This is a genomic window from Lysinibacillus sp. BF-4, assembly GCF_000743635.1.
GTDB classification, from domain to species: domain Bacteria; phylum Bacillota; class Bacilli; order Bacillales_A; family Planococcaceae; genus Metalysinibacillus; species Metalysinibacillus saudimassiliensis.
Genome location: NZ_JPUW01000027.1, coordinates 1 through 24,064 on the forward strand (window position 1 = coordinate 1; position 24,064 = coordinate 24,064).

The 24,064-nt window shown below is 43.5% G+C and carries 21 protein-coding genes and 2 riboswitches; of the genes, 13 read left to right on the forward strand and 8 right to left on the reverse strand.

Annotated elements, in window-relative coordinates:
• Nucleotides 1-141: 141 nt before the first annotated feature.
• From CH76_RS09250 to CH76_RS09260, 3 genes are all read right to left on the reverse strand, one after another.
• On the reverse strand, nucleotides 142-1,392 hold the full coding sequence (locus CH76_RS09250) for a glutamate-5-semialdehyde dehydrogenase (protein ID WP_036145309.1): 1,251 nt from the start codon (nucleotides 1,390-1,392) through the stop codon (nucleotides 142-144).
• The gene (gene proB / locus CH76_RS09255; RefSeq protein ID WP_036145310.1) at nucleotides 1,389-2,492 is read right to left on the reverse strand and encodes a glutamate 5-kinase; all 1,104 of its coding nucleotides are present in this window, start codon (nucleotides 2,490-2,492) and stop codon (nucleotides 1,389-1,391) included. The genes CH76_RS09250 and proB overlap by 4 nt, the downstream gene beginning before the upstream one ends.
• Nucleotides 2,493-2,779: 287 nt before the next feature.
• Nucleotides 2,780-3,157, reverse strand: a complete 378-nt coding sequence (locus CH76_RS09260) for a hypothetical protein (RefSeq protein WP_036145311.1) — start codon at nucleotides 3,155-3,157, stop codon at nucleotides 2,780-2,782.
• A 122-nt stretch (nucleotides 3,158-3,279) separates the two neighbouring features.
• Between CH76_RS09260 and CH76_RS09265 the strand changes: the two genes are divergently transcribed.
• The 10 genes from CH76_RS09265 (at nucleotide 3,280) to CH76_RS09310 (ending at nucleotide 15,579) form a co-directional block, all read left to right on the forward strand.
• Nucleotides 3,280-3,894: a TrkA C-terminal domain-containing protein gene (locus CH76_RS09265; RefSeq protein WP_036145312.1), complete on the forward strand. Its 615-nt coding sequence runs from the start codon at nucleotides 3,280-3,282 to the stop codon at nucleotides 3,892-3,894.
• Nucleotides 3,895-4,608, forward strand: coding sequence for an NAD-dependent protein deacylase (locus CH76_RS09270; protein ID WP_036145313.1), 714 nt, complete (start codon nucleotides 3,895-3,897; stop codon nucleotides 4,606-4,608). It begins immediately after the preceding gene.
• A 257-nt stretch (nucleotides 4,609-4,865) separates the two neighbouring features.
• Nucleotides 4,866-6,257 carry a cytochrome ubiquinol oxidase subunit I gene (locus CH76_RS09275; RefSeq protein ID WP_036145314.1) on the forward strand — a complete coding sequence of 464 codons (1,392 nt, stop codon included), beginning with the start codon at nucleotides 4,866-4,868 and terminating at the stop codon, nucleotides 6,255-6,257.
• Entirely contained in the window at nucleotides 6,257-7,279 is a 1,023-nt protein-coding gene (cydB, locus tag CH76_RS09280; protein ID WP_036145315.1) for a cytochrome d ubiquinol oxidase subunit II, read from the forward strand. The genes CH76_RS09275 and cydB overlap by 1 nt, the downstream gene beginning before the upstream one ends.
• On the forward strand, nucleotides 7,279-8,985 hold the full coding sequence (gene cydD / locus CH76_RS09285; protein WP_036145316.1) for a thiol reductant ABC exporter subunit CydD: 1,707 nt from the start codon (nucleotides 7,279-7,281) through the stop codon (nucleotides 8,983-8,985). The genes cydB and cydD overlap by 1 nt, the downstream gene beginning before the upstream one ends.
• On the forward strand, nucleotides 8,982-10,700 hold the full coding sequence (cydC, locus tag CH76_RS09290; RefSeq protein WP_036145318.1) for a thiol reductant ABC exporter subunit CydC: 1,719 nt from the start codon (nucleotides 8,982-8,984) through the stop codon (nucleotides 10,698-10,700). Before cydD ends, cydC begins: the two co-directional genes overlap by 4 nt.
• Nucleotides 10,701-11,002: 302 nt before the next feature.
• Nucleotides 11,003-12,298: a globin-coupled sensor protein gene (locus tag CH76_RS09295; RefSeq protein WP_051910299.1), complete on the forward strand. Its 1,296-nt coding sequence runs from the start codon at nucleotides 11,003-11,005 to the stop codon at nucleotides 12,296-12,298.
• Between the two features lie 119 nt (nucleotides 12,299-12,417).
• Nucleotides 12,418-14,220: a dynamin family protein gene (locus CH76_RS09300; RefSeq protein WP_036145320.1), complete on the forward strand. Its 1,803-nt coding sequence runs from the start codon at nucleotides 12,418-12,420 to the stop codon at nucleotides 14,218-14,220.
• 34 nt (nucleotides 14,221-14,254) lie between these two features.
• Nucleotides 14,255-14,674 carry a thioesterase family protein gene (locus CH76_RS09305; protein ID WP_036145322.1) on the forward strand — a complete coding sequence of 140 codons (420 nt, stop codon included), beginning with the start codon at nucleotides 14,255-14,257 and terminating at the stop codon, nucleotides 14,672-14,674.
• Nucleotides 14,675-14,772: 98 nt separating this feature from the next.
• Nucleotides 14,773-15,579, forward strand: coding sequence for a cobalamin-binding protein (locus CH76_RS09310; RefSeq protein WP_036145324.1), 807 nt, complete (start codon nucleotides 14,773-14,775; stop codon nucleotides 15,577-15,579).
• Between the two features lie 37 nt (nucleotides 15,580-15,616).
• Here CH76_RS09310 and CH76_RS09315 read toward each other — a convergent pair whose 3' ends face one another.
• Complete coding sequence (locus CH76_RS09315) at nucleotides 15,617-16,915, reverse strand: TrkH family potassium uptake protein (protein WP_036145326.1); 1,299 nt, start codon at nucleotides 16,913-16,915, stop codon at nucleotides 15,617-15,619.
• A gap of 757 nt (nucleotides 16,916-17,672) precedes the next feature.
• On the opposite strand from CH76_RS09315, the gene CH76_RS09320 reads away from it, so the two are divergent.
• Nucleotides 17,673-18,524 carry a DegV family protein gene (locus CH76_RS09320; RefSeq protein WP_036145328.1) on the forward strand — a complete coding sequence of 284 codons (852 nt, stop codon included), beginning with the start codon at nucleotides 17,673-17,675 and terminating at the stop codon, nucleotides 18,522-18,524.
• Between the two features lie 27 nt (nucleotides 18,525-18,551).
• Here CH76_RS09320 and CH76_RS09325 read toward each other — a convergent pair whose 3' ends face one another.
• The 4 genes from CH76_RS09325 to CH76_RS09340 are packed head-to-tail and all read right to left on the reverse strand — an operon-like array spanning nucleotide 18,552 to nucleotide 21,201.
• On the reverse strand, nucleotides 18,552-19,385 hold the full coding sequence (locus CH76_RS09325; RefSeq protein WP_036145330.1) for an energy-coupling factor ABC transporter ATP-binding protein: 834 nt from the start codon (nucleotides 19,383-19,385) through the stop codon (nucleotides 18,552-18,554).
• Nucleotides 19,379-20,173 (reverse strand): cobalt ECF transporter T component CbiQ, encoded by a 795-nt coding sequence (gene cbiQ / locus CH76_RS09330; RefSeq protein ID WP_036145331.1) that lies wholly within the window; start codon nucleotides 20,171-20,173, stop codon nucleotides 19,379-19,381. Before cbiQ ends, CH76_RS09325 begins: the two co-directional genes overlap by 7 nt.
• Complete coding sequence (locus CH76_RS09335) at nucleotides 20,174-20,455, reverse strand: energy-coupling factor ABC transporter substrate-binding protein (RefSeq protein ID WP_036145333.1); 282 nt, start codon at nucleotides 20,453-20,455, stop codon at nucleotides 20,174-20,176.
• Nucleotides 20,452-21,201 (reverse strand): energy-coupling factor ABC transporter permease, encoded by a 750-nt coding sequence (locus CH76_RS09340; RefSeq protein WP_081892677.1) that lies wholly within the window; start codon nucleotides 21,199-21,201, stop codon nucleotides 20,452-20,454. The genes CH76_RS09335 and CH76_RS09340 overlap by 4 nt, the downstream gene beginning before the upstream one ends.
• 136 nt (nucleotides 21,202-21,337) lie before the next feature.
• A riboswitch (cobalamin riboswitch) is annotated at nucleotides 21,338-21,517 on the reverse strand.
• 167 nt (nucleotides 21,518-21,684) lie between these two features.
• Nucleotides 21,685-21,873: riboswitch (cobalamin riboswitch) on the forward strand.
• A gap of 129 nt (nucleotides 21,874-22,002) precedes the next feature.
• On the opposite strand from CH76_RS09340, the gene CH76_RS09345 reads away from it, so the two are divergent.
• Together CH76_RS09345 and cobJ are read left to right on the forward strand one after the other, a co-directional pair.
• Nucleotides 22,003-22,368, forward strand: coding sequence for a ferredoxin (locus tag CH76_RS09345; protein ID WP_036145335.1), 366 nt, complete (start codon nucleotides 22,003-22,005; stop codon nucleotides 22,366-22,368).
• A gap of 16 nt (nucleotides 22,369-22,384) precedes the next feature.
• Entirely contained in the window at nucleotides 22,385-24,058 is a 1,674-nt protein-coding gene (gene cobJ / locus CH76_RS09350) for a precorrin-3B C(17)-methyltransferase (RefSeq protein ID WP_036145337.1), read from the forward strand.
• Nucleotides 24,059-24,064: the final 6 nt, after the last annotated feature.

Sequence of the window (24,064 nt, forward strand, 5' to 3'; positions counted from 1 at the left end):
GCATTGCGGATAAATTCAATACGTCACCTCTCTATTATAGTAAAGTGTTTCTACTATACCAAATTTTAATCGGCTTGCGTACAATAAACAGAAAATTAAAACAAAAAGGAGGGTAGCTTATGTGCTACGCCTCCTTTTGTGTTATTGTCTGATTTGACCATTGCCTGTAATGATGTATTTTGTTGTTGTGAGGGCAGGTAGTCCCATTGGGCCACGCGCATGAAGTTTTTGAGTGCTAATGCCGATTTCTGCACCGTAGCCAAATTCAAAGCCGTCGGTAAAGCGGGTTGTGACGTTATGGTAAACCGCAGCTGAGTCAATATTAGTTAAAAATACGTCGGCTGCTTGTTGATCCGCTGTGATAATGGCTTCAGAGTGGTGCGTGCTGTTAGCGTTAATAATGTTGATAGCTTCGTAGACGTCCGCTACGGTTTGTACGCTCACAGTTAAATCCAAATACTCTGTCGTAAAGTCGTCTGGCGTTGCTAAGATGGCAGCAGGGAATACGGCACACGCTTTTGCATCGCCAATAATCGTAACGCCAGCGTCTGCTAAGTGTTGTAGTAAATCTGCGCCGTGATTTGTCATAAAGCCTTGCTGGACAACAAGGCTCTCCATGGCATTACATACAGAAGGACGCTGAGTTTTAGCGTTTACGGTAATCGTTTTAGCCATGGCCACATCCGCGCTATCCTCTACATAAATATGGCAGTTGCCTGCGCCTGTTTCGAGTACAGGTACGGTTGACTCGCGCACTACAAGGTCAATTAAGCCTTTGCCACCACGTGGGATTAAAACATCCAAATATTCGGTTAAATTAAACAAGTGAGCGGCTGTTTCGCGGCTTGTATCTTCAATAAGTTGTACCGCCTCTACAGGTAAATCGCTTTGTGCAAGTGCTTTATGAATTGTTTGGACCAGTGCCGTGTTAGAGTATTTAGCGGATGAGCTACCGCGTAAAATGACAGCGTTGCCTGTTTTGAGCGCTAGTGTTGCCGCATCAATCGTTACATTTGGGCGAGCTTCGTAAATCATGCCAATCACGCCAAGAGGTACGCGCTTTTTAGTAATGGTAATGCCGTTGTCTTTGTTGATGGTTTCGAGCGTTTCGCCGATTGGGTCAGGTAAGTTTACTAATAAGCGTACGGCATCAGCCATGGCTTGGACGCGTGCTTCCGTAAGTAAAATGCGGTCAAGGACAGCGCTATCGAGCCCTTTTTCTTTACCGCTGGCAATATCTTTTTGGTTTTCTTCTATTAAATGGGCGCTATCTGTTTCGAGTTGCTTGGCGATTAACGCAAGTGCGTCATTTTTCTTTTCGGTTGATTTTGTGTTCATGATATAGCTTGCCTTTTTGGCTAGCTTGCCCTTTTGTACTACTTCGTTTGTCATAATACTTCCTCCTGTTCGTTAGCTACCCAGCGATTACGGTGAATGACCTCAATCGGGTAGTTGTCGATTTCGTCTGTGCGCTTGCCAATGGCTTGTGCAAGTTCTGTTGGTGTATACAATACTTCACCGCGTCCTAGTAAGCCCGTTGTGCCGTGTACTTCTACCACGTCATGGCGTTTAAAGTCGCCCTCTACGCGTAAAATACCAGCAGGCAGTAAGCTTTTGCCGTTAAAGAGTAGCGCATTTTCAGCGCCAGCATCGACATAAATATGTCCCTTTGTTTCGGCTAGGGTAATCCACTGCTTGTCATTTGTAACAAAAGCTAGCTCGTCGTGCTCAATATACGTGCCGTCACCCTTGCCGTCTAAAATTTCTAACAATTTATGTGAGCCGTTGCCACGCCCAATAAATACTTTAACGCCAGCGTCAAGTGCGCGTTTTGCTGCTAATAATTTAGAGGACATGCCGCCTGTGCCAACAGATGAGCCTGTATTATCCGCATAGCCGAGCATTTCGTCGGTAATGGCGCTTAAGTTAGGGATTTGTGTTGCAGTAGGATCTTTTGTTGGGTTAGCGGTATACAGCCCGTTAATATCCGTTAAAATAATGCATTGGTCTGCGTGTACCAGCCCGCTAACGAGTGCCGACAGCATATCATTATCCCCAAACGTTAGCTCCTCTACAGAGACGGTATCGTTTTCGTTAATAATCGGTATAATACCGCGCTCTAGCAACACCTCAAATGTAGCATAGGCATTTTTATAACGCTCTTTGCTTAAAAAGTCTGTGCGTGTCAGTAATACTTGTGCAGGTGTAATGCCAAATGCCGCAAAGCGCTCATGGTAAAGCTGAATAAGCAAGCCTTGCCCTACAGCAGCTGCTGCTTGTTTGCCTTTAACGGTTACAGGACGTGTAGGGTAGCCAAGCTTATGAAAGCCTGCTGCTACAGCACCTGAAGATACGAGTAAGACCTCATAGCCTGCTTGCTTTAAAGTCGCAATGGCACGTACATGGTCATCAATTTGGGTGTAATCAAGCTCACCCTTGGCATTCGTTAATGAACTACTGCCAATTTTTACAACAATTCGTTTCATGGTCATGGTTTTTTCCTCCTAAACAAAAAAACCCTCCTCGCCCTATAACTAGGACGAAAAGGGTTACTTTCCGTGGTACCACCTAAATTGAGCTATACTTAGCTCCACTTAATGCTCTATAACGCCGAGACCGCGCCTAGTATGAGTAGGGCTTAATGTTAAAGTAGGTTCGGTAGGGGCTATGTACGATATCTTGCAGCCGATGAATATCGCTCTCTTACCACGCCGTTGCTACGTACTAATCTTTAACTCGCTTTATACTAGAATGCCCGAAAAGCAAAGCGCTGTCAAGCCTACTTCAGTAGGGCAACTAAAATTATAGGGGCTAATACAACTGTCATAAGTACAATTGGCCACAGGATGCGTTGGTACGGTTTTGTGAGTGTTGGCTCAATGGTAGCAAACTCATACAGCTCTTGAATGGCACGTTGCTCCTTAGCAAATAGCATGCTTTGCCACGCGTCATAATCTTCTACATAGCTCGAAGGAGATTGCGGGCTAAGGCGCAACTTTAGCACAGCACTCGTCATGTCTTCATCGCCTAGCCAGTACGTTGTAACGGGCACAATACCTGTAGATTGGTGTGCCTTAACAGTAATATCATACGTCTTCATTTTATAAGATGTCGTTTCGTCATCTGTCACCATTGTGATTAAAGGATTAAGCGCCATGGGCAAACACCGCCTTTTTTCTTTGATTATACTATGATTATCTGCGAAATGCTTTCTTTTTTCTCGCTAGCAACTCTTATGCTATAATTAAGTTGGTAGTTGGATAAGAAAGGAAGGCGTTTATGACTTCACCACGTTATATCAAAATTGCGATGGACTTAGCGGAGCGTATTTACCGCGGCGAGCTAGCCATTGGCGAAAAGGTACGCGGGCGCTCAACCTTAGCTGGGCAGTACGGGGTGTCACCTGAAACGGTGCGCCGTGCAACAAGCCTATTAAGTGAAATGAACGTTGTAAAGGTGTATGACAAAAGCGGCATTTATATCGAATCACGTGAACAGGCCTATGCCTTTTTACAGCAGTACCGAACGAAGCAAAACTTTCAAGAAATCCGCGAGAAAATTGCAAAGTTACAGCAAAAGAAGCAGGCGATTGAAAAGGAGCTTAACCTTTATTTAGATATGTATATGGAATATGCGATTGGCTTAGAGCAGCATACCACCAAGGATGTATTGCGTTACACGTTAACGCAGCAATCCGCCATTATTGGGCGCTCTGTCGCGTCAACGCAGTTTTGGCGACATACCAATGCAACCATTTTGTCCGTGACGCGTAATGCACGCGAGTTTATTTCACCAGGACCAGACTTCACGTTTCAGGTTGGCGACGACATTACTGTGGTATGTGAGCCTGAACACAAAGAAAAACTAACGAAATTTTTAGCAGGGGGCATGTAGATGTTAGCAAAACTATTACAAGAGGCAAAATCTGTCGTCGTTTTTACGGGCGCAGGGATGTCAACCGAAAGCGGATTGCCTGATTTTAGATCAAGTGATGGGCTGTGGCAACAAACCAATCCGCAGCGCATTGCATCCGTTGCCGCATTAAATGATAATGTGGAGCAATTTTTTGAGTTTTATCGCACCCGTGTACAAGGTGTAACAGGGTGTGAGCCGCATAAAGGGCATCATATTTTAGCCAAGTGGCAAGCCGAGGGTATCATCGACACAATAATTACACAAAATGTTGACGGTTTTCATACAGCCGCAAATTCATCAGATGTTTTAGAGTTACATGGCACATTACGCACAGTGCATTGCCAAAGTTGCCAAAAGGAATATAGCAACATGATGTACGAAAAACGTGCATATTATTGTACCTGCGGGGGTACTTTGCGTCCTTCCGTTGTATTATTTGGGGAGATGCTCGACCACTCTGTTGTACTACAGTCTGTCAAGCAAAGCGAATCGGCTGACGTGTTCATTGTGCTAGGGTCGTCACTTTCGGTATCACCCGCCAATCAATTTCCTTTACTTGCTTACAAGCACGGTGCTACACTCGTGATTATAAATGAAGAGGAAACGCCCTATGATCATTTGGCAGCGCTCGTTGTACGTAATGAGAAAATAGGCGATTTTTTAGTCCGTATTGATAATGAGTTACATAGTTGAATTAGAGCGCCTGCTAAGATAATTAGTAGTACGCTCTTTTATTTATGCCTTAATTGCTAGTCAATAGTAAGTAAATGACAAGAGGTTGTAGTGAAATGTGTCCATTGTGTAAACAGCGAATGTGTCTGTTTTATCACAAAAAAGTCCGGATGTAACAGATTTGTAACAGGTAGTTCGCACAAAGTTCACGATTTATGTTAAAAAAAAGCGTAACATAAGAATAGAGCTGAGGAAAAAGCGAAAGGAGCTTTTATAAAATGGAAGAAGTATTATTAGCAAGACTTCAATTTGCTTCAACAACATTGTTTCACTTTATCTTCGTTCCGCTATCAATTGGACTAGCGTTCATTATTGCGGTAATGCAGACAATGTATGTTGTAAAGAAAGACGAAGTATATTTGAAGATGACGAAGTTTTGGGGGATATTCTTCTTAATTAACTTCGCTGTCGGCGTAGTAACAGGTATTATTCAGGAATTCCAATTTGGGATGAACTGGTCAGAGTACTCACGATTTGTAGGTGACATTTTTGGGGCACCACTTGCAGTTGAGGCATTACTGGCATTCTTCTTAGAGTCAACATTTATTGGTATTTGGATTTTTGGATGGAACAAAGTACCAAAGGGCATTCATTTAATGTCAATTTGGTTAGTATCAATTGGTACGATGTTATCAGCATTTTGGATTTTAGTCGCTAACTCATTTATGCAAAACCCAGTAGGGTATACATTGCAAAATGGTCGTGCCGAAATGAACGACGTTGTCGCACTATTATCAAATGAAAAACTGTGGGTAGCATTTCCACATACGATTTTTGCAAGTTTAGCGACGGGCGCATTTTTTGTAGCAGGTGTCAGCGCTTGGAATATTTTAAAGAAACGTGATTTAAACTTATATAAACGTTCATTAAATGTCGGCCTTGTGATTGGTTTAGCCGCTTCAGTGGCAATTGCCTTTTCAGGTCACTCACAAGCAACTTACCTTATGCACGCACAGCCAATGAAAATGGCGGCAGCAGAGGCGCTATGGGAAGATAGTGGTGACCCAGCAGCTTGGACATTATTTGCTAACATTGATGTCGAAAACCGCGAAAGTACAGCGCGTGTCGATATTCCTTACTTATTAAGTTACTTAGCGTATAGCGAGTTCTCAGGTAAGGTTGAGGGTATGGATACCTTAGAGGCAAAATTAATTGAAGAGCATGGTGAGGGCTCTTACATCCCACCAGTTAAAACGGTATTTTGGAGCTTCCGTATTATGGCGGGTACTGGCGGTCTATTGATTGTCATTGCAGGTCTTGGCTTATTACTATCATGGCGCAAAAAGATTGACGCAAAACCTTGGATGTTAAAAGCGTTAATCGCAGCGATCTTTATCCCGTACATTGCTAACTCATTTGGTTGGATTATGTCAGAGATTGGTCGTCAACCTTGGGTAGTAAACGGTTTAATGTTAACAGAAACAGCGATTTCACCTAACGTATCAGCAGGGCAAATTTTATTCTCACTGATTGCCTTCTCTACAATTTATGCAATCTTAGGTGTAATTATGGTATTACTATTCCTTAAAGTGATTAAACGCGGGCCAGAGGAGCCAAAAGAGGAAGATGTTTCGGCAACCGATCCATTTGAGACAGGAGGCGCTCACTAATGGCATTAAGTGAATTTTGGTTTTTACTTATTGGTGTATTATTTGTAGGGTTTATGTTTTTAGAGGGCTTTGACTTTGGTGTTGGGATGAGTACGCGCTTTTTAGCGAAAAACCCTCACGAAAAAGAGTTATTAATTAAAACAATTGGGCCAGTTTGGGACGCAAACGAAGTATGGTTAATTACAGCGGGGGGCGCAATGTTTGCGGCCTTCCCACACTGGTATGCTTCAGTATTTAGTGGGTATTACTTACCTTTCGTACTATTATTACTTGCGTTAATTGTGCGCGGTGTATCGTTTGAGTTCCGCGAGAAGGGCGAGTCAAAAGCGTGGCACGCAACATGGGATGCGGCTTTACTCATTGGTAGTATTTTGCCACCATTTTTAGTAGGTGTATTATTTACAAGTATGTTACGCGGCTTACCAATTGACGGTGACATGAACATTCACGCTAGCTTCTTTGGCGACATTGTTAACGTTTATACAGTCATTGGTGGTCTACTATTTGTAGCATTATCTTACTTGCACGGTTTATTCTTCATCACACTAAAAACAGTGGACGACATTCGTGCGCGTGCGCATGCACAAGCTAAAAAAACATATGCTGTTACAGGTGTGTTACTTATTGCCTTTATGGTGATGACAGTAACGGAAACAACAGCTACGGAAGGCAAACTAGGCGGCTTAATTGTGCCAATGTTTGCGGTAGCGGCAGTATTATATGTAGCACTATTCTTCTTTATGACCAAACAAAAAGAGGGACTTAGCTTTACAATGACAGGCTTACTATTTGTGATTACAGTATCAAGCTTCTTTGTAGGACTATTCCCTAACGTGTTAATTAGCTCGACAGATGTAGCAAATAATATTTCGGTATATGCAGCAGCATCAGGCGACTACTCGTTAAAAATTATGACGTATGTGGCGATTACGATGGTTCCGATTGTATTAGGATATACAGCGTGGACGTATTACATCTTCCGCAAACGTATTACGGGTGACCGAGAGGAAGTAGGCTATTAATGGATAAAAACCTTTTGCAATATGATGGCAGTAAACGTGTATTAGCCATCGTTGGTGCGCTTACAGTAGCACAAACGGTAGCGATTATTACGCAAGCCTTATTTTTAGCAAAAGCGATTACGCAAATGTTTCACGGAGCGTCATTTACTGACGTTTCCGTGTCATTTGCTCTTTTTTTCCTTGCACATGTCATTCGACACACATTGCAATGGGCAAAGGAGCGTGTAAGCTATCGTTTTGCTGAACGTACGGCGCATGCATTTCGGGAACAATTAGTTGAACAAATTTTTGAATTAGGGCCACAAGCCGTTGGTCAGCACGGCTCAGGTAATTTAGTGACGCTGACAATTGAAGGTATACCTAAGTTTCGTAAGTATTTAGAGTTATTTATTCCGCGTGTTACCGCTATGGCGGTCATTCCAGCCATTGTTGTGCTGTTTGTTTTTACAAAAGATATTTTATCAGGTGTCATTTTAGTTATTGTGCTACCTGTATTGATTTTATTTTTAATTTTAATCGGTATTGTGTCTAAGCGCCGTATCGACGATCAAATGGAAACGTATCGCTTACTATCCCGCCACTTTGTAGACTCTTTACGTGGCTTAGTAACGTTAAAATATTTAGGACGCAGTAAATCGCACGAAAAAGCGATTGAAACCGTCAGCAATAAATACCGCATTGCTACAAACCGCGCATTGCGCTATGCCTTTTTATCATCTTTTGCGCTCGATTTTTTTGCGAGTTTGTCAGTAGCCATTGTGGCAGTAGAGCTAGGCTTCCGCTTAATTAATGGTGGGGTAGGGCTTGAGATGGCGCTTGCGGTATTAATTTTAGCACCTGAGTACTTTACGCCTGTGCGTGAGTTAGGTAATGACTTCCACGCAACGGTGGATGGTCAAGATGCAGGTAACGAAATCCGCGCCATTTTAGCAACGCCGCGTACAACGAATGAAGGTGCGGTAGCTAAACTACATGCCGCTTCATCTATTGCATTGCAGGATGTAGGGGTAGCTGGTGACGAGGGACGTGCCATTTTACAAGGCATTAACTTAACCACAACAGGCGCACAAAAAATTGGTATTGTCGGTAGTTCAGGTGCAGGTAAGTCTACGCTCATACAAGCGTTAGCTGGTTTTGTGCCAACGACAGGGCAAACAGTAGTAGACGGCGCACCCGCTGTCTTTACGCAAGATGGGTGGCGTCAGCAAATCTCGTATGTACCACAGCACCCGACAATTTTTTCGGCGAGTGTGTTAGATAATATCCGCTTTTATGCGCCACAAGCAAGTGAGCAAGCGGTAATCGAAGCGGCAAAAACCGTTGGGCTTTACTCATTAATTATGAGTTTTCCTGCACAGTTTAATGAAGTGATTGGGCAAGGTGGGCGCGTGTTAAGTGGTGGTGAGGAGCAACGTATCGCCTTAGCGCGTACGCTTTTGCAACAACAACCGCTATTATTATTTGACGAGCCAACCGCTCATTTAGATATCGAAACCGAGCACGATATTAAAGAAATTATTGTGCCAATGCTTGAAGGCAAGACCGTATTCTTTGCGACACATCGTCTGCACTGGATGCAAAACATGGATTATATCGTGGTGCTTGATCAAGGGCAAATTGTCGAACAAGGCACGCACGACGAGCTATTAGCGAAAAAGGGTGCCTATGTTGCCCTACGTCAGGCACAGCGAGGAGTGAGCGCATGAGCTACGCAAAAGCGTATATTATTCCCTATTTAAAAAAATACAGCAAAGTGATGGCTGTGACGGTGCTAATGGGTACGCTCGCGCTATTATCAGCTGCGATGCTGTCCTTTGTGTCGGGCTATTTAATTACCCGCACCTCTGAGCGACCTGAAACGATTTTACTCGTGTACGTGCCAATTGTAGCGGTACGCACCTTTGGTATTTCACGCGCAGTATTTCGTTATGTGGAGCGTTTAATCGGGCATAATGCGGTGCTTAAAGTGCTGTCAGATATGCGCGTTAAGCTCTACCATGCACTAGAGCCGCAAGCTTTATTTATTCGTGAGCGTTTTACAACAGGTGATTTACTCGGTGCATTAGCCGATGATATTGAGCATTTACAGGACGCCTATATTCGTACCGTCTTTCCTACATTGATTGGGCTCTTTGTTTTATTATTTGCGGTAGGTGGCGTGGCAGCAGTGAGTGTGCCGTTTGCTTTAGTGCTCTTTTTCTTGCTTGGCATCATTGCCTTTGTTTACCCATTATGGTCACTGTACCGTATGAAAAAGTACCAAACGGCGGCTAAAGCACAGCATAGCGCACTTTACCGTGATTTTACAGACGCCATTTTTGGTGTGCAAGACTGGTTAATTAGTGGGCGCAAGCAAACCTTTACGCAGCGCTTTAGTAAACAAGCACAAGCGAGTGATGCGGCAGAGAGTAAGCTAGATTTTTGGCAACAAGACCGTGCCTTTCAGTTGCAGCTCTTAACAGGTGTCATTGTTATTGTAGTTGGGCTTTGGGCAGGTTATGAAGCAAGTGTTGGGCATATTATGCCAACGTATATTGCCGCCTTTACGCTCGCTGTGATGCCGATTGTTGAAGGGATTATCCCAATTTCGCACGCTGTAGAGCGTGTACCCGTTTATAAAACGTCCTTACAGCGCATTGATGCAATGCAACAGCAAACCGTTGCGCCGCGTGCGACAGAGCAAGTGCCAACGGATAGCACCATCTCATTTACAAATGTTAGCTACACCTACCCAGGGAGTGAGCAACCAGCGCTACGCAATATTTCACTTAACATTGCCCCAGGCGAAAAAATCGCCATTCTCGGTAAAAGTGGTGCAGGTAAATCAACGCTTATGCAACTGCTACTAGGTAACTTAACGGCAACGTCAGGTGAGGTAACCATTGGTGAGGTCGCAACACCGCGTATTGGTGAAGGCATTTATGATGTAGCAAGTGTGCTTAACCAAAAACCGTACCTTTTTGCGACAACTGTCGAAAATAACATTCGTTTAGGGCGTCAAGATGCTACGAGTGAGGAAGTAGCTGAAGTTGTAGCGCGTGTGGGCTTAGCACCGTATATTGACAGCCTACCTCAGCAACTCAAAACACAAATGGAGGAAACAGGGCAGCGCTTTTCTGGTGGGGAGCGCCAGCGCATTGCTTTGAGCCGTATTTTGCTAAAGGATACACCAATTGTTGTGCTAGATGAGCCAACCGTTGGGCTTGATCCTATTACTGAGCGCATGCTGATGGAAGATATGCTAGCGAGCCTTTCGGACAAAACGGTTATTTGGGTAACGCACCATTTAACAGGCATTGAGCAGATGGACCGTATTTTATTTATGGATGACGGCGAAATCGCCATGCTAGGCACTCACCAACAATTGCTCGAAAATAATACACGCTATCGACGTTTATACGACCTCGATTACGGCTACTAAAAACAAGTGGGAACAGTGAAAATGTTCCCACTTGTTTTTCTATATCTTTATACTTAGCCAATTAACCATATGCTGTAGTATAGTAAGTAATGGCAGACATAACTTTATGCATGGCATGCATACATATAAGGTAATTAGCATCATCTTACTGGGTTTTATGGTATGTAATTTTGACTGAAATAAGGCAAAGGTGTGAGTATGACAAGGCAATTTATATGATACAGACTTGTGCAAAAGCAAAGTGATTGTATAAATTATGGTAGAATAGTAATATAAAATGTGGAAAGTCAAAAGAGGTGTATGTGGTTGTTCATCAAAAAGAAGAAAACTGGTCCTTCTCAACTAAAACTGGACCATGCAGATATGTCGGGATATTTATTAAGGGCGGTGATTACGCGTTACAGCTTGATATTATTGAGCTAGCGCGTGAGGATCTGTGCTTAATGCGCTCTATCCAACCTACCATCACGCAAAATATTGACGATGTAGTCGGTAATTTTTACGAATCAATTGAGCGCGTGCCGCATTTACGTGCCATTATTCAACAAAACAGCTCAACTAGCCGCCTGCGCCAAACGTTAACGGAGCATATTAAGCAAATGTTTACGGGACGCATAGACGAGGAGTATATTTCAGTCCGTCGTAATGTCGCTCGTGTACATGTGCATATTGGGCTGTACCCAAAATGGTATTTAGCGGCCTTTCAACGCCTAGAGGTAGATGTGCGTAAAGTGATTTTAGCGCTCGATGAGGCGTTAGATATTAAACTTAAGCTCATTCACTCATTAGGTAAATTATGTAACTTTGAGCAACAGCTTGTGCTTGAAGAGTACGACAAGTTTTCTGAACAATTAGTTAAGGATAAGCAACAAGAGGTTAACCAACGCGTACGTGAGGAGCTTGGCTCAGTGTCAGGTCATTTAGAGGAGCAGTCACGTTCGACAGCTAATGCGGTAGCAGAGCTTATGCAAAATACGCTTGAAGTAGAGGCCAATGTGCAAACAAGTATTGTAGATGCCGAAGAAACAAAAAACGCTTCGCAAAAAGGGTACACGCAAATGCAACACTTAAGCAATCAAACGCAAGTGATTCACGATAAAACGCAGGAGATGTCTGCGATGGTGCAAGCGCTTAATACATCTTCCTCTGAAATTAAAGATGTAATTGAAATCGTTAAAAGTATTGCAAATCAAACCAATTTACTGGCGCTTAACTCAGCCATTGAAGCAGCGCGTGCAGGCGACCATGGCAAGGGCTTTGCGGTAGTAGCTGATGAGGTGCGTAAGTTGGCTGACCAAACCAAATCGTCCGTTGAGCAAATTGCTACATTGATTGAGGAGTCCAATACAGTAACCGTTGGTGTTGTTGAGGCCATTCGTGATATTCAAGTGTTAGTAAATGAAGGTAAAGCAGAAAACGAGAAGCTGACATCCTCATTTGATGTCATCTCAACACGCGTCACTAAAACCATTGGTGACTTTGACGCGGTGGCCCAGCAAATTACTAGCTTATCCGAAGTTATCACCTCAATGAACGATTCGTCAGAGGCGCTTGAAGCATCAGCGTCGAAACTTGACGAAACAATTCAAAATTTCTAGTCAGCTAGGGTAAATAATTTAGAAAACAAGCCGATATAACTAATTGAATGAATACACCTCTAATAGCGCAAACACTACTATTAGAGGTTATTTTTTTGTAATGGAAAGGAGCCACTCACATGCCAACACAACAATTTTGGGATGAGATTTTACCAGAGCTTGCGGATAAGCTCGACCAAGTTTCGCAAACCATCGCAACTAATACATATATTGGTGAAACTAAGCGCCAACTGCGTAAAATTATTGATGATGCACGTAGTGAAACACTTATTTTATTTATTGGTAACCGAGAAACAGGTAAATCGACAATTATTAATGGCCTTGTAGGACGCGAGGTTATTGCACGTAACCGCGGTGAATTTGCGACAGCTAACACATTTATTCGGTACGGGGACAAGGAGCAAGTAACGGCCTATTTTTACGACGATGTGGAGGAGACCTTCGCGCTAGATCGCTTGCCGCTCCTTACAAGTTCAGAAAGCTACACATCTAAATTATTACAATCACATATTGATTATATTAATGTGTATTTACATGAGCCAATGCTTAAACAAATGACGCTCATTGACACATTGTCATTACAGGAAGAAGAAGGCACAGCCTTTTTATCACCCGCCTTATTAAACCGTGTGGACGAAATCTTTTGGGTGCTTCGCCCGGATAAGGCGATTGATGCAGAGGAGCTGCGTGTGATTGAGCATTTACGTGAGCGTGAGGTGCGCCCGTATTGCATTATTAATGAAATTGCAGATCAGCAACAAAATGCCGCGTTTGTGACGATGGTTAAGGAGCAATATGGTCATTTATTTGACGAGGTCATTTATGTCGCTGCGCTCGAAATCGAAAGTTATTTGACAACAAAAGACCTTGTACACTGGGAGGCAAGCCGCTTTGATAGTTTAGTCGCTAAGCTTGAGCAATTTGCGCGTGATAAAGAAGCGCGTACACGCCGTATTTTACTGCGCTTTATTGAGTGGCTTGAGCGTTTCGAAATCGAAACATCACTGCTACCAAAACGTGAGCCACTATGCACAGCTGTAGAGGAGTTAACGCATTATGAGAGTAATGTGATGCTAACGACGGCTCAGCACCAACAAAGCATTGCGGCAATTGCAACGCATGAGGCAGCTTATGCACATGCGGCAGGCGCATTTGACGGGGTTAATACCCTGTACCAATTGTTGCAAGCATTAGAGGATGCTACGTATTTAACAGACGAAGTTGTCATTGAGTTTACGATGAAGGCAGAGGCTTACTTGCAAACAGTAGGGGCTTACCGCAAAGCCCATCTTGCTTATGAGCAACATGCACAGCAAGTAACAACTAACTTAAATGCTATGTCACAAGAACAACGCGAGGCACTATTAGCGGACGAAGCGGCGACGATTCATCAAGATATTGCTTATGCACATGAGTTGTTTGACAAAATGATGGTAAGCTATACAGCAATTGCAGAGGCTGAACAGCACGTTACGAGCCGCTGGGATGCGGTAGAGCAACGCCTGCAGGACAATCATACAAAAGAGTTAAGCTACCATTTAAAAACAGCTACGCATTTAATCCAAACGCGTCAAAAAGAGCTTGCGGCATTAAAGCTAAGTGTTATTAAAATGGATGAGTTTACGTGTTTAATTGAGGCGCAAGGTATGTTGCGCGATGTTGTTTGGCGTTATATTAAAAATACAGAGTTACCGCTATCTACTAAAGAGAAGGCGTATACAGACGAGCTTATCCAAAATATTTCACGTGTGGATTTATCAGGCAATGGTATTTTAACGCGCAGTGGCGCAGTTAATGTAGTCAACCAACGTGTGGAGGATGCAACATTTGCAACGCGCTACCCTGTGGTCACTTTACAGTTAGAAGAAAACGGACTTAAATCAGCAGATATCCCACCACTGCCGAAAAAAGTGACGGTCTAAAGATTTTTCGCTATAATAATAGCGAGGTGATTGGATGTATTGCAGTGAAGCAAAACTAGATGTACGTTACGGTGAAACAGACCAAATGGGTGTGGTGTATCATGCCAATTATATTATTTATATGGAGGTTGGGCGTGTACAGTTGATGAAGGATTTAGGCTTTGTCTACGCTGATCTCGAGGATATTGGTTATGTTTCGCCTGTGATGGATTTACAAGTTTCGTATAAGGCGGCACTACGTTATGGTCAAACAGTAACGATTCGTACATGGATTGAAAAACATGAGCGTGTGCGTACAACGTATGGCTATGAGATTTTACATGAGGATGGTACGGTAGCAGCAACGGCAACGTCTGTCCATGCGCTTGTGACAAAGGACGGGTTACGCCCTGTAGCACTGCGTAAAGTAGCGCCTGAGTGGGACGCAGCTTATGTAGAAGCGGCAAAAAAATAACTGTAACAGCTATGCCTTTAGAGGTGTAGCTGTTTTTTTGCGTGGGTTGACTTTTAGGCAGTACCTCACGCAAAATGAAGGCACAAGGGGGAGAGGTTATGCGAATTATTTCGATTTGTCCAAGTAATACAGAGCTAGTGGCACACCTTGGTTTAACTGAACAGCTTGTTGGGGTGGATGATTTTTCGGATTATCCAAGCAGTGTTAAGGCGTTGCCGCAGCTTGGCTCAGATTTAGCGATTAATATGGGGCGCGTAAAGGCGCTCGCACCTGATATTGTGATTGCCTCACTAAGCGTGCCAGGGATGGAGCGCAATGTGCAAGCACTCGAAGCGGCAGGCCTACCGCATTTGATTTTAAATGGGCAGAGCCTTGCGGACATTCAGGCTGATTTAGCGGCAGTAGCTGCAGTGTGTGGGGTAACAGCGCGTGCGCGTGTACTTAATGCACAAATTGACGCAAAAGTAGCAGAGCTTAAAGCGATTGCCGCAACAGTTAGCCCGCTGTCGGTTTACTGGGAGTGGTGGCCGAAGCCGATTTTTACACCAGGTGGGGTTAACTGGCTAACGGAGATTAGTGAGCTAGCGGGGGCACGCAACATTTTTGCGGACCGTGCTGAAGCAAGTTTACAAGAGTCGTGGGAAACCGTAGTAGCGCGCGATCCTGACAAAATTTTAATGGCATGGGTTGGGGTGGCGCATGACAAAATGAAACCAGCACTGATTAAAAAGCGCCCACAAGCGGCACAAATGACGGCTGTACAGCAAGATGCCATTCATTTACTCGAGGAGCATTTGTATTGCCGCCCTTCACTGCGTTTAATTGAAGGGGCAGTGCGCCTTGGTAAACTTTTGCATCCAACAGCTTACGCACATGTGACAGTGCCTGACTGGCTTACAATATAAATGAAACCGCGTTGCGTGAGGCATCGCGGTTTTTTTATTAGCCAATGACCACATCTTCATGCGGATAGCCGATTTTTGGTGGCTCTGCTTGTGCAAGGCTAAACAGTAGCGTTAAAGGACCAAGCTTACCAAGCATCATCGTTGCAATAATGAGCAGTTTGCCAATCATGCTGAGGTCAGCCGTAAAGTTAACGGATAGCCCGACAGTGCCAAAAGCAGAGACGGTTTCAAATAATAGGGTTAAAAAAGGCGCATGCTCCGTTAAAGTTAAGCAAAATGTAACGAACACTACCCACAATAAGCTAATCGTTGTAAGTGCGAGTGCCTTAGTAATAATCGCAGGGCGAAGGGTGCGGCGTAACACCACAACCTCTTTGCGCGAGCGTAAAAAGGCAAGCGTTGTACAAATAATGACAATAAAAGTAGTAAGCTTAATACCACCTGCTGTAGAAGCACTACCGCCCCCAATAAACATTAGTATAATAAGCATAAATAAAGAGCCGTCCTCTAATCCGCCAATATCAACGGAGTTAAACCCTGCGGTACGGGCAGTGACTGCTTGAAAATAAGCGCCAAAAAATTGTTCATTTACGGGCAATGTTTGTGTATATTCAATCGCAAAAAGTAGTACGGTTGCGACTGTAGTAATAATAAGTGTGCCAATCAGCATCAGTTTACTATGCAACGTAAGGCGGCGGTTTGTAGCGTAGTGACGCACGTCCATCAGCACGGTAAAGCCAAGCCCGCCAACTATAATAAGCGCGCTAATAGGTAACACAATGAGTGGGTCGCGCACAAAAGCTACTAAACTGTCGTCCCATAACGCAAATCCCGCATTATTAAAAGCCGAAATGGCATGGAAAGCGCTGTAATACAGCCCTTTTGTCAGCCCAAACATTGGCACAAAGCGCCACGCTAATACGAATGTACCAATGCCTTCGATTAACAAGGTGTACAGTAAAATCACACGTATTAAATGCACCATGCCTGTGAGCGAAGTTTGATTGAGCGCAAATTGGATGGTCAGGCGCTGTTTTAACCCGATTTTTTTACCAAGCACCAAAAATACGAGGATGGCAAAGGTCATAATGCCAAGCCCACCTACTTGAATGAGGGTGATGATAATTAGTTGCCCTACTACGGTAAAGTCGTGCGCTGTACTAAGTACAACAAGCCCTGTTACAGTCATGGCAGAAGTAGCGGTAAATAGCGCATCTAGCCACGTAATCGTGCCTGTTGTGGCAAACGGCAACTTTAGCGCCATAGTGCCAAGTGTAATGCCAATGAAAAAGACCAGCACTAGGGTGAGTGCAGGGTTTATGGTTTTCTTCGTCATCCATCATCACCTATCCTTTTGCTTCATTACTACCCACTCTTTTTTGTTATAAGCCTAGGTTAAAAAATTTAGTGTAATGCTGTTAGGGGAGGGGGAGTCTGTTTTATTGTTTTAGCTTTTCAGCTAACAGAAAGTACACAACACTTTTGATGGCTGCTTTTTAACTGCGTTGAGGTTGTGCGGTTGTTTCAACATTTAGCGCCCTCCAACATCCATCGAATCTTTCAAGCCCTCTCCACTTTTAGGTTTATCTAGTTTCGCAAAGCAACGACTTGGTCACTTCACCCGTTCAGTGAAAGCCAAAGTACGCCTTTCCTGCACGTGTTCCAGTGCCTACGTCGTTAAACGCTTTGCTCCACTTTTAGGTTTTATCCAGTTGCGAAAGGCAGCTTCTTGTGTCATTTCACTTTTGTGTCTGAACGCAAAGAACGCGTTCAACCCAGTTGGCTAGCCAACCCGACTAACTTCTTCCGCTGTTTCAATCAGTCATCAGAAAGCAAAAAAACGCTTTCGATGTCTGCTTTCCAACTGCGTTGAAGTTGAACAGTCGTTTTGGCTTTTAATAGCTCCAATGCCCTGCGAAGCTTAACGCCTTTCTCCACTTTTAGGTTTTATGGCGATTTGTTGGCTTTTTCTGAAGAATTAAAAAGAAATGGGGTGGGATATGATAAATGTCACTAGGCAATGCTAGTTTAGCTGTGTATAGTGGATGAAATAGGCTAAAATGTCTAGCTTGGAAATTAGAGGAGTTGTCAGTATGACGGAGAAAATCGCCTGGGTTACAGATACAGCGGCGCTACTAAGTGATGAAGTGATTAAACAATATAATGTACATGTGTTACCTTTACACATTGTATTTACTGATATGGATATACGCGAAACAATTGATATAACAAGTGAAAAATTTTATGAAAAATTACAAGGCACTAAAGAGCACCCAAAGACATCTCAACCACCGATTGGTGAGGTGATTGCGCTGTATGAACGTTTAAAAGCGGAAGGCTATACATGTGCGGTAGCGGTGCATACGTCAAAGCATTTATCAGGCACGTACCAAACAGCATTTGCGGCAGCTGAGCAAGCGGGCTTTACGGTGTACCCGATTGACTCTAAGATTGGCTCATTCCCGATGCAAAAAATGATTGAAGTAGGTAACGCTATGCAGGCAGACGGTGTAGCAGCAAGCGAGATTGCCGAGCAGTTAACGGCTATGGCAGATCGTACACGCCTATCTTTTATTCCAACAAGCTTGTCACAACTGCACAAAAGCGGACGCGTGTCAGGTACGCAGTTGTTTTTAAGTAATTTACTAAATATTAAGCTAGTCATCAGTTTTGAGGACGGCGTAGCTACTATGAAAGAAAAAGTGCGTGCGGATAAGCGAGCACGCGGTTATGTCGTGAAGCAGCTTGGTGACGATGTACTGCATCATGGTGTGACTCAAGTTGCGGTAATTCATTGTAATAATGAAGAAGTGGCAAAAAAGTGGCGCGGTGAGTTGCAGATTGCCTTCCCTCAGGTAACTTTTAGCATAACAGAGCTTAGCATTTGTGTAGGTGTTCACGCAGGTGAAGGTACACTGGGCTTAAGTTGGGTGCAAGGGGTATAAAACACATAAAAATGACTCGTTTCCTGTTTACAGGAGCGAGTCATTTTTTTTAGTGTTAAGAAAGTCTTTTAAGGCGGCACGCGTGCGTGGTAATGGTGTAGGTGCGCCTAATGTAGCGGCAACGTCAAACACCCACGGTTTTTCGAGGTGCGCTTTTTGGAGTAAATCATCTTGGTAAAATACATCGTACGGATTGCCGTCATAAATAATCGTACCTTCGTGTAGCACAACAATGCGGTCAGCCCATTCATAGGCGAGCTGGGTGTCATGGGTGGAGAGCAGCACTGTGCGCTCGTCTGTTTCGAGCTGTTTTAGTAGCCCAAGCATTTGTGTAGCGTAGTAATGGTCAAGCCCAGCGGTTGGTTCGTCTAGGATTAAAATACGTGGCATCATCGCCAGTACACCTGCAATAGCCACCCGCTTTTTTTGCCCAAGGCTTAAAAAATGAATGGGCTTGTCTTGTAGCGCTTCAATCTCAGCTTCTTTAATCGCCCAGTTTACTTGTTCATGCACCTTATCTTTTGACCAGCCAAGGTTAGTTGGGCCAAATGCGATGTCTTGTTTAACATTGCCCGAAAACAACTGAGCATCGGGATCTTGAAAGACAATACCAACGGACTGGCGTACATGGGCAAGCTCTTTTTTACTATAACGCATCGGTTTACCATTAAAGCGCACATCACCACTAGAGGGCTGTAAAATGCCATTTAATTGTTGAAATAACGTAGATTTACCCGCGCCATTATGACCAATTAACGCAATGCGCTCACCCTGTCCAATTGTTAGCGAGAGCTGCGTTAGTGCCTCTGTGCCGTCAGGGTAGCGGTACGAAATATTGTCTAGCTCAAAATAATTTACCATTGTCTACCTCCTACATAAATCAAAACAATTGTGCCAAATACTACAGCAATGCCTACCCAGTTGCGCTTATTAAACTGCCATTCTTCTTCAAAATAAAGCGGTGTCGTGTTGCTTGGGTCATAACCGCGCGAGAGCATTGCATTTGTTAGCTCTGTGGAGCGTTGTAGCACCTCAATAAATAACGAAGAAACAAGTAACCCAACAGAGCGTAGCCACTGCCGAGGGGACTGGTAGCCAAGGCGTGATTGCTGGGCAATATAAATTTTTTGCGTGTTTTCTAAAAAAATAAAAATAAAGCGGTACGTCATTTCACATAGCTCTACAAAAAGTGCAGGCACACGCCATTTATACAGCACATAGCAAATGGCTTGTACCGATGTAGTTAAAATTAAAAAGTACAAGGAGCTAATACTGCCAAGCACAACAAAAAATAGCTGACGTGCTGTAGCTACACTTGCCTCGCCAATAAATACCTGAAACGAGCCAAAGGAGTAAGCAAAAATATGCGGTGGCAGTGTTGTAGTTGTACCTGCAAAGGATAATAAGATGGCCAGTAAACTTGTCAGCAAAAAGAAGGCAGGGAGCAGTAAGAGCTTTACATAATACGTCCAAGGGATTTTTGCCCCAAAAATGATAAAAGCACTCATCACAATAAATGTGATGAGTGAAATGGTTGTGTCACGTACTGTTAAGGAAAATAGCAGCAGCAGTGCCGTGAAAATCATTTTTTCCATCGGATGAACGTGTTTTAATTGATTAATATAAGCATATTTATCAATTAGTAGCATTTACAGTCCTTCTTTTTTACGATGCTTACCGCGTGTAAAGCCTACGAAGTAGCCAATGAAGCCTGCGCCAATTGCCGCTTGTAATACAAATAATAAGCTTTCGATTTCGCCACTTGGCGGCTCCCAAAACGACTCGAACCAAGGTTCATAGCCCGCATTAATCTCACCAATAGCTTCCTCTGCCTCGCCGTCCGCACCTTCAAACTCCGCATCTTTTAACATAAAGATAGGCACAATCGCTAGCAAAATAACAATCGCAAATAATAATAAGTTTTGTTTCATTGTGCAGCCTCCTTACGTGGTAATACACGTAGTGATTTTAGCTCTGAGAAGTTGTATTTCTTTAAGAAGTTCATAACAATTACGGTTAAAATACCTTCACTAATGGCAAGTGGAATTTGTGTTAAAGCAAAAATACCCGCAAATTTAGAGAATGATGCGAAGAAACCACCAACCTCAGAAGGGAAAGCTAATGCTAATTGGAATGATGTTACAACATACGTACCTAAGTCACCTAAAAACGCTGCGAAAAATACGGCTAGTGAAAACGATAGCCCCATTTTAAGCGCTGCTTTATACGTGAAGTAAACAATGAAAGGTCCAACGACAGCCATTGAGAAAGCGTTAGCACCAAGTGTAGTTAAACCGCCGTGCGCAAGTAATAATGATTGGAATAATAGCACAATTGAGCCGATGACGCTCATCGCAAGTGGTCCAAATAACACAGTACCTAACCCAACACCAGTAGGGTGTGAACAGCTACCCGTAACTGACGGGATTTTAAGTGCTGATAAAACAAAGGCAAATGCGCCTGACAGCCCTAAAATCATTTTTGTTTCGGGGTTTTCCTCGATTGTTTTTTTAATTGAACGCAAGCCTAAAATAACAAATGGAATGGTTAGCACCCACCAAAAAATGGCCCAACCAACAGGTAAGTAGCCTTCCATGATGTGCATGGCATAGGCACGCTCAGGAATGAGCAGTAAAATAACTGCAAAATAACCAAGCTTCGGTAAAAATTTCAACATAAAAATCCTCCTATTCAAGTAAAAGTAAGTATGAGGATATAAAAAAGCACTCTTAATCATAAGAGTGTTTACGACAAAATAAAGCAAGCCCTATACAGACTGCCTTGTTTCGCACACCCATCCTCGTAGGTTGAAACGGATCACATCCAAACTAGGTAGGTCTCCTGGCTCGACATCAGCGCACTACATAGCCTTCCCGCAAATTTAGCAGTGGCAATTTATGTATGCTCCGTCTTACAGTGGCGGGACCGCGTTGGCATTTCACCAAACTTCCCTGTTACGTTGCGTAGGCAACACCTAACTTGGCTAACTATGTGCTATTTCAAAATAAGTTTAGCACGCAAAGTAAATTTTGGCTATACGATTTTTTATTATTCAGAAAATCCAACTAGGTAGAAAGTTCTGAAAAAACGCACAAGAGACAGCTCAATGAAAAAGTCAGTTTGAAAATGTGCCAAAGTAGTATATGATAAAGAAAATGAATATTGCAAAATAGTTAGAAGTTTTTACGTCTTTTAGGAGGCGTAAAATAAAGGGAAATTGGTGAAAGTCCAATACAGCCCCCGCTACTGTAATAGTGTTGCTACAACAATAACCACTGAATAATTATTCGGGAAGGTGTTGTGGCGTATAGCTTAAGTCAGGAAACCTGCTTCTATCTTTTGTTTCTACAATTTTCGGAGGGAAAAGGGCGGATAACAATTAGCTAACGCAGTAGTAGTATGCGCGCTTTTTATTAGAAGTCTTAACACCCCACCGATGTTAAGGCTTTTTTTGTTGGTCAATAAAGGGGGAACGCGTATGACAACGTGGGATTTAGTAGGGATGCAGCACCATATTTTATTATGTAATGGTAGCTCATGCATGAAAAAGGGTGCTGAAGAAGTAACGCTTGCGGTACGTGATGAAATTGAAAAGCTTGGCTTAGACGAGCAAATTCATACAACACGTACAAAATGTAACGGGCGCTGTAAGGATGCGTGTGTCGTAACCGCCTATCCTACAGGCAACTGGTATAACGTACCAGACGAAGCGGCGGCACGCACAGTTGTGCAAGAATTAATGCAGGATGGCCCTAAGGCACATCGCGTTTATACGATGCAGGAGGGTGCGATTATTCGTACAGAAGAAACACCTGCAATCAAAGGGATAGCGAAGAATAAGTAGGCTGGAGAGTGGTAGCATGACACAGAAAAAAGGGAAATTATTAGTTGTAGGGTTTGGCCCTGGCGACTTTAAACATATTACAGCGCGTGCTGTAGAGGCATTAAAAGAAAGTGACTTAATTATTGGCTATAAAACGTATGTGGATTTAATCCAAAATATTTTGACACCTGAGCAAGAGGTTATTGGCACAGGCATGACAGAAGAAGTAGCGCGTGCACAGGAGGCCTACAAAAAGGCGCTTGAGGGCTATACAGTTGCGGTAATTTCGAGCGGTGACTCAGGCGTATATGGTATGGCTGGCTTAGTGTACGAGGTATTAGTCGAAAAAGGTTGGACAGAGGCTGATGGTATTGAGGTTGAGGTTGTACCAGGTATTTCGGCAATTAACTCTTGTGCGAGCTTACTTGGCGCACCTGTAATGCACGACTCATGTACGATTAGTTTAAGTGACCACCTCACACCATGGAACTTAATCGAAAAGCGTATTGAAGCAGCCGCAATGGCGGACTTTGTTATTGCGCTGTATAACCCTAAAAGTGGTCGCCGCACACGCCAAATTGTTGAGGCACAGCGTATTTTATTAGAATACCGCTCACCTGATACACCAGTAGGGCTTGTAAAATCAGCTTACCGTGATAATCAAAATATTATTATGACAAATTTAGCGGATATGCTAAATCACGACATTGGCATGTTAACAACTGTTGTTATCGGTAACTCGTCTTCCTTCTATTATGATAATAAAATTATTACACCACGTGGCTATCAACGTAAATATACACTAGGTGACGAAAAACAACCGCTTCGCCCGCACCAACGCCTAAAGAAAGAAGCAGAGCCTTGGGCATTAGACCAAGAAACAGGCGAGGCAAGCCTTGATTACTCTAACAAAGATTTAATGCGTGAGAGTGAGGCAGCACCGCACCAATCTGTAAAAGTTGAGCAACAAGCGCCAAAAAAGAGCGCACTTGAGATGGCTTCTGCCGCACTAGCTATGGTGTCTGGGACTGCGCCTAAAAAACTGGTACAGCAAAAAATGGAGTCTATTTTCGAGCTTGCGGTAAGTCCTGGCGTAGCTAATAAGTTTTTTACACCACAGCAAATGACAATGCTTGCTGAGGTTGTAGGCGAAAAAGGCACAATGGAATATACACCTGACCACCAAATCGTCTTAAAAATTCCGACAACGGATCCTGAAGCAATTACACAAAAGCTTGCGTCTGTGGACTTTTACCTAGAGCCAGTTGGCGATGTACTACGTGTAAAAGCGTGTGACTTCTGCTACGGCGAAAAAACCGAGTCCATTCCTGTAGCGAATGAGCTCTATGACAAATTAGCAGGGCTTAGTTTGCCAAAAGAGCTAAATATCGGCTTTAACGGCTGTGGTATGGCGTGTTATAAAGCAACATTTGAGGATATTGGCATTGTGTACCGTAAAGGTAAGTTTGATTTATTTATTGGTGCTAAACCAGTAGGACGTACAGGGCACGCAGGGCAACCTGTGTTAGAGGGCATTCCAGCCGACCAAATTATTGGCATGGTTTCGCAAATTGTTGAGGAGTATAAGGCAAATGCTCACCCAAATGAGCGCTTGTTTAAATATTTCCGCCGCGTGAAAGAGATTGGCGGCTTTAGCTTTATTGATATGATGTCAAAAATTAAAGTAGAACCTGCACCTTGTGGGGATTAAGGGAGA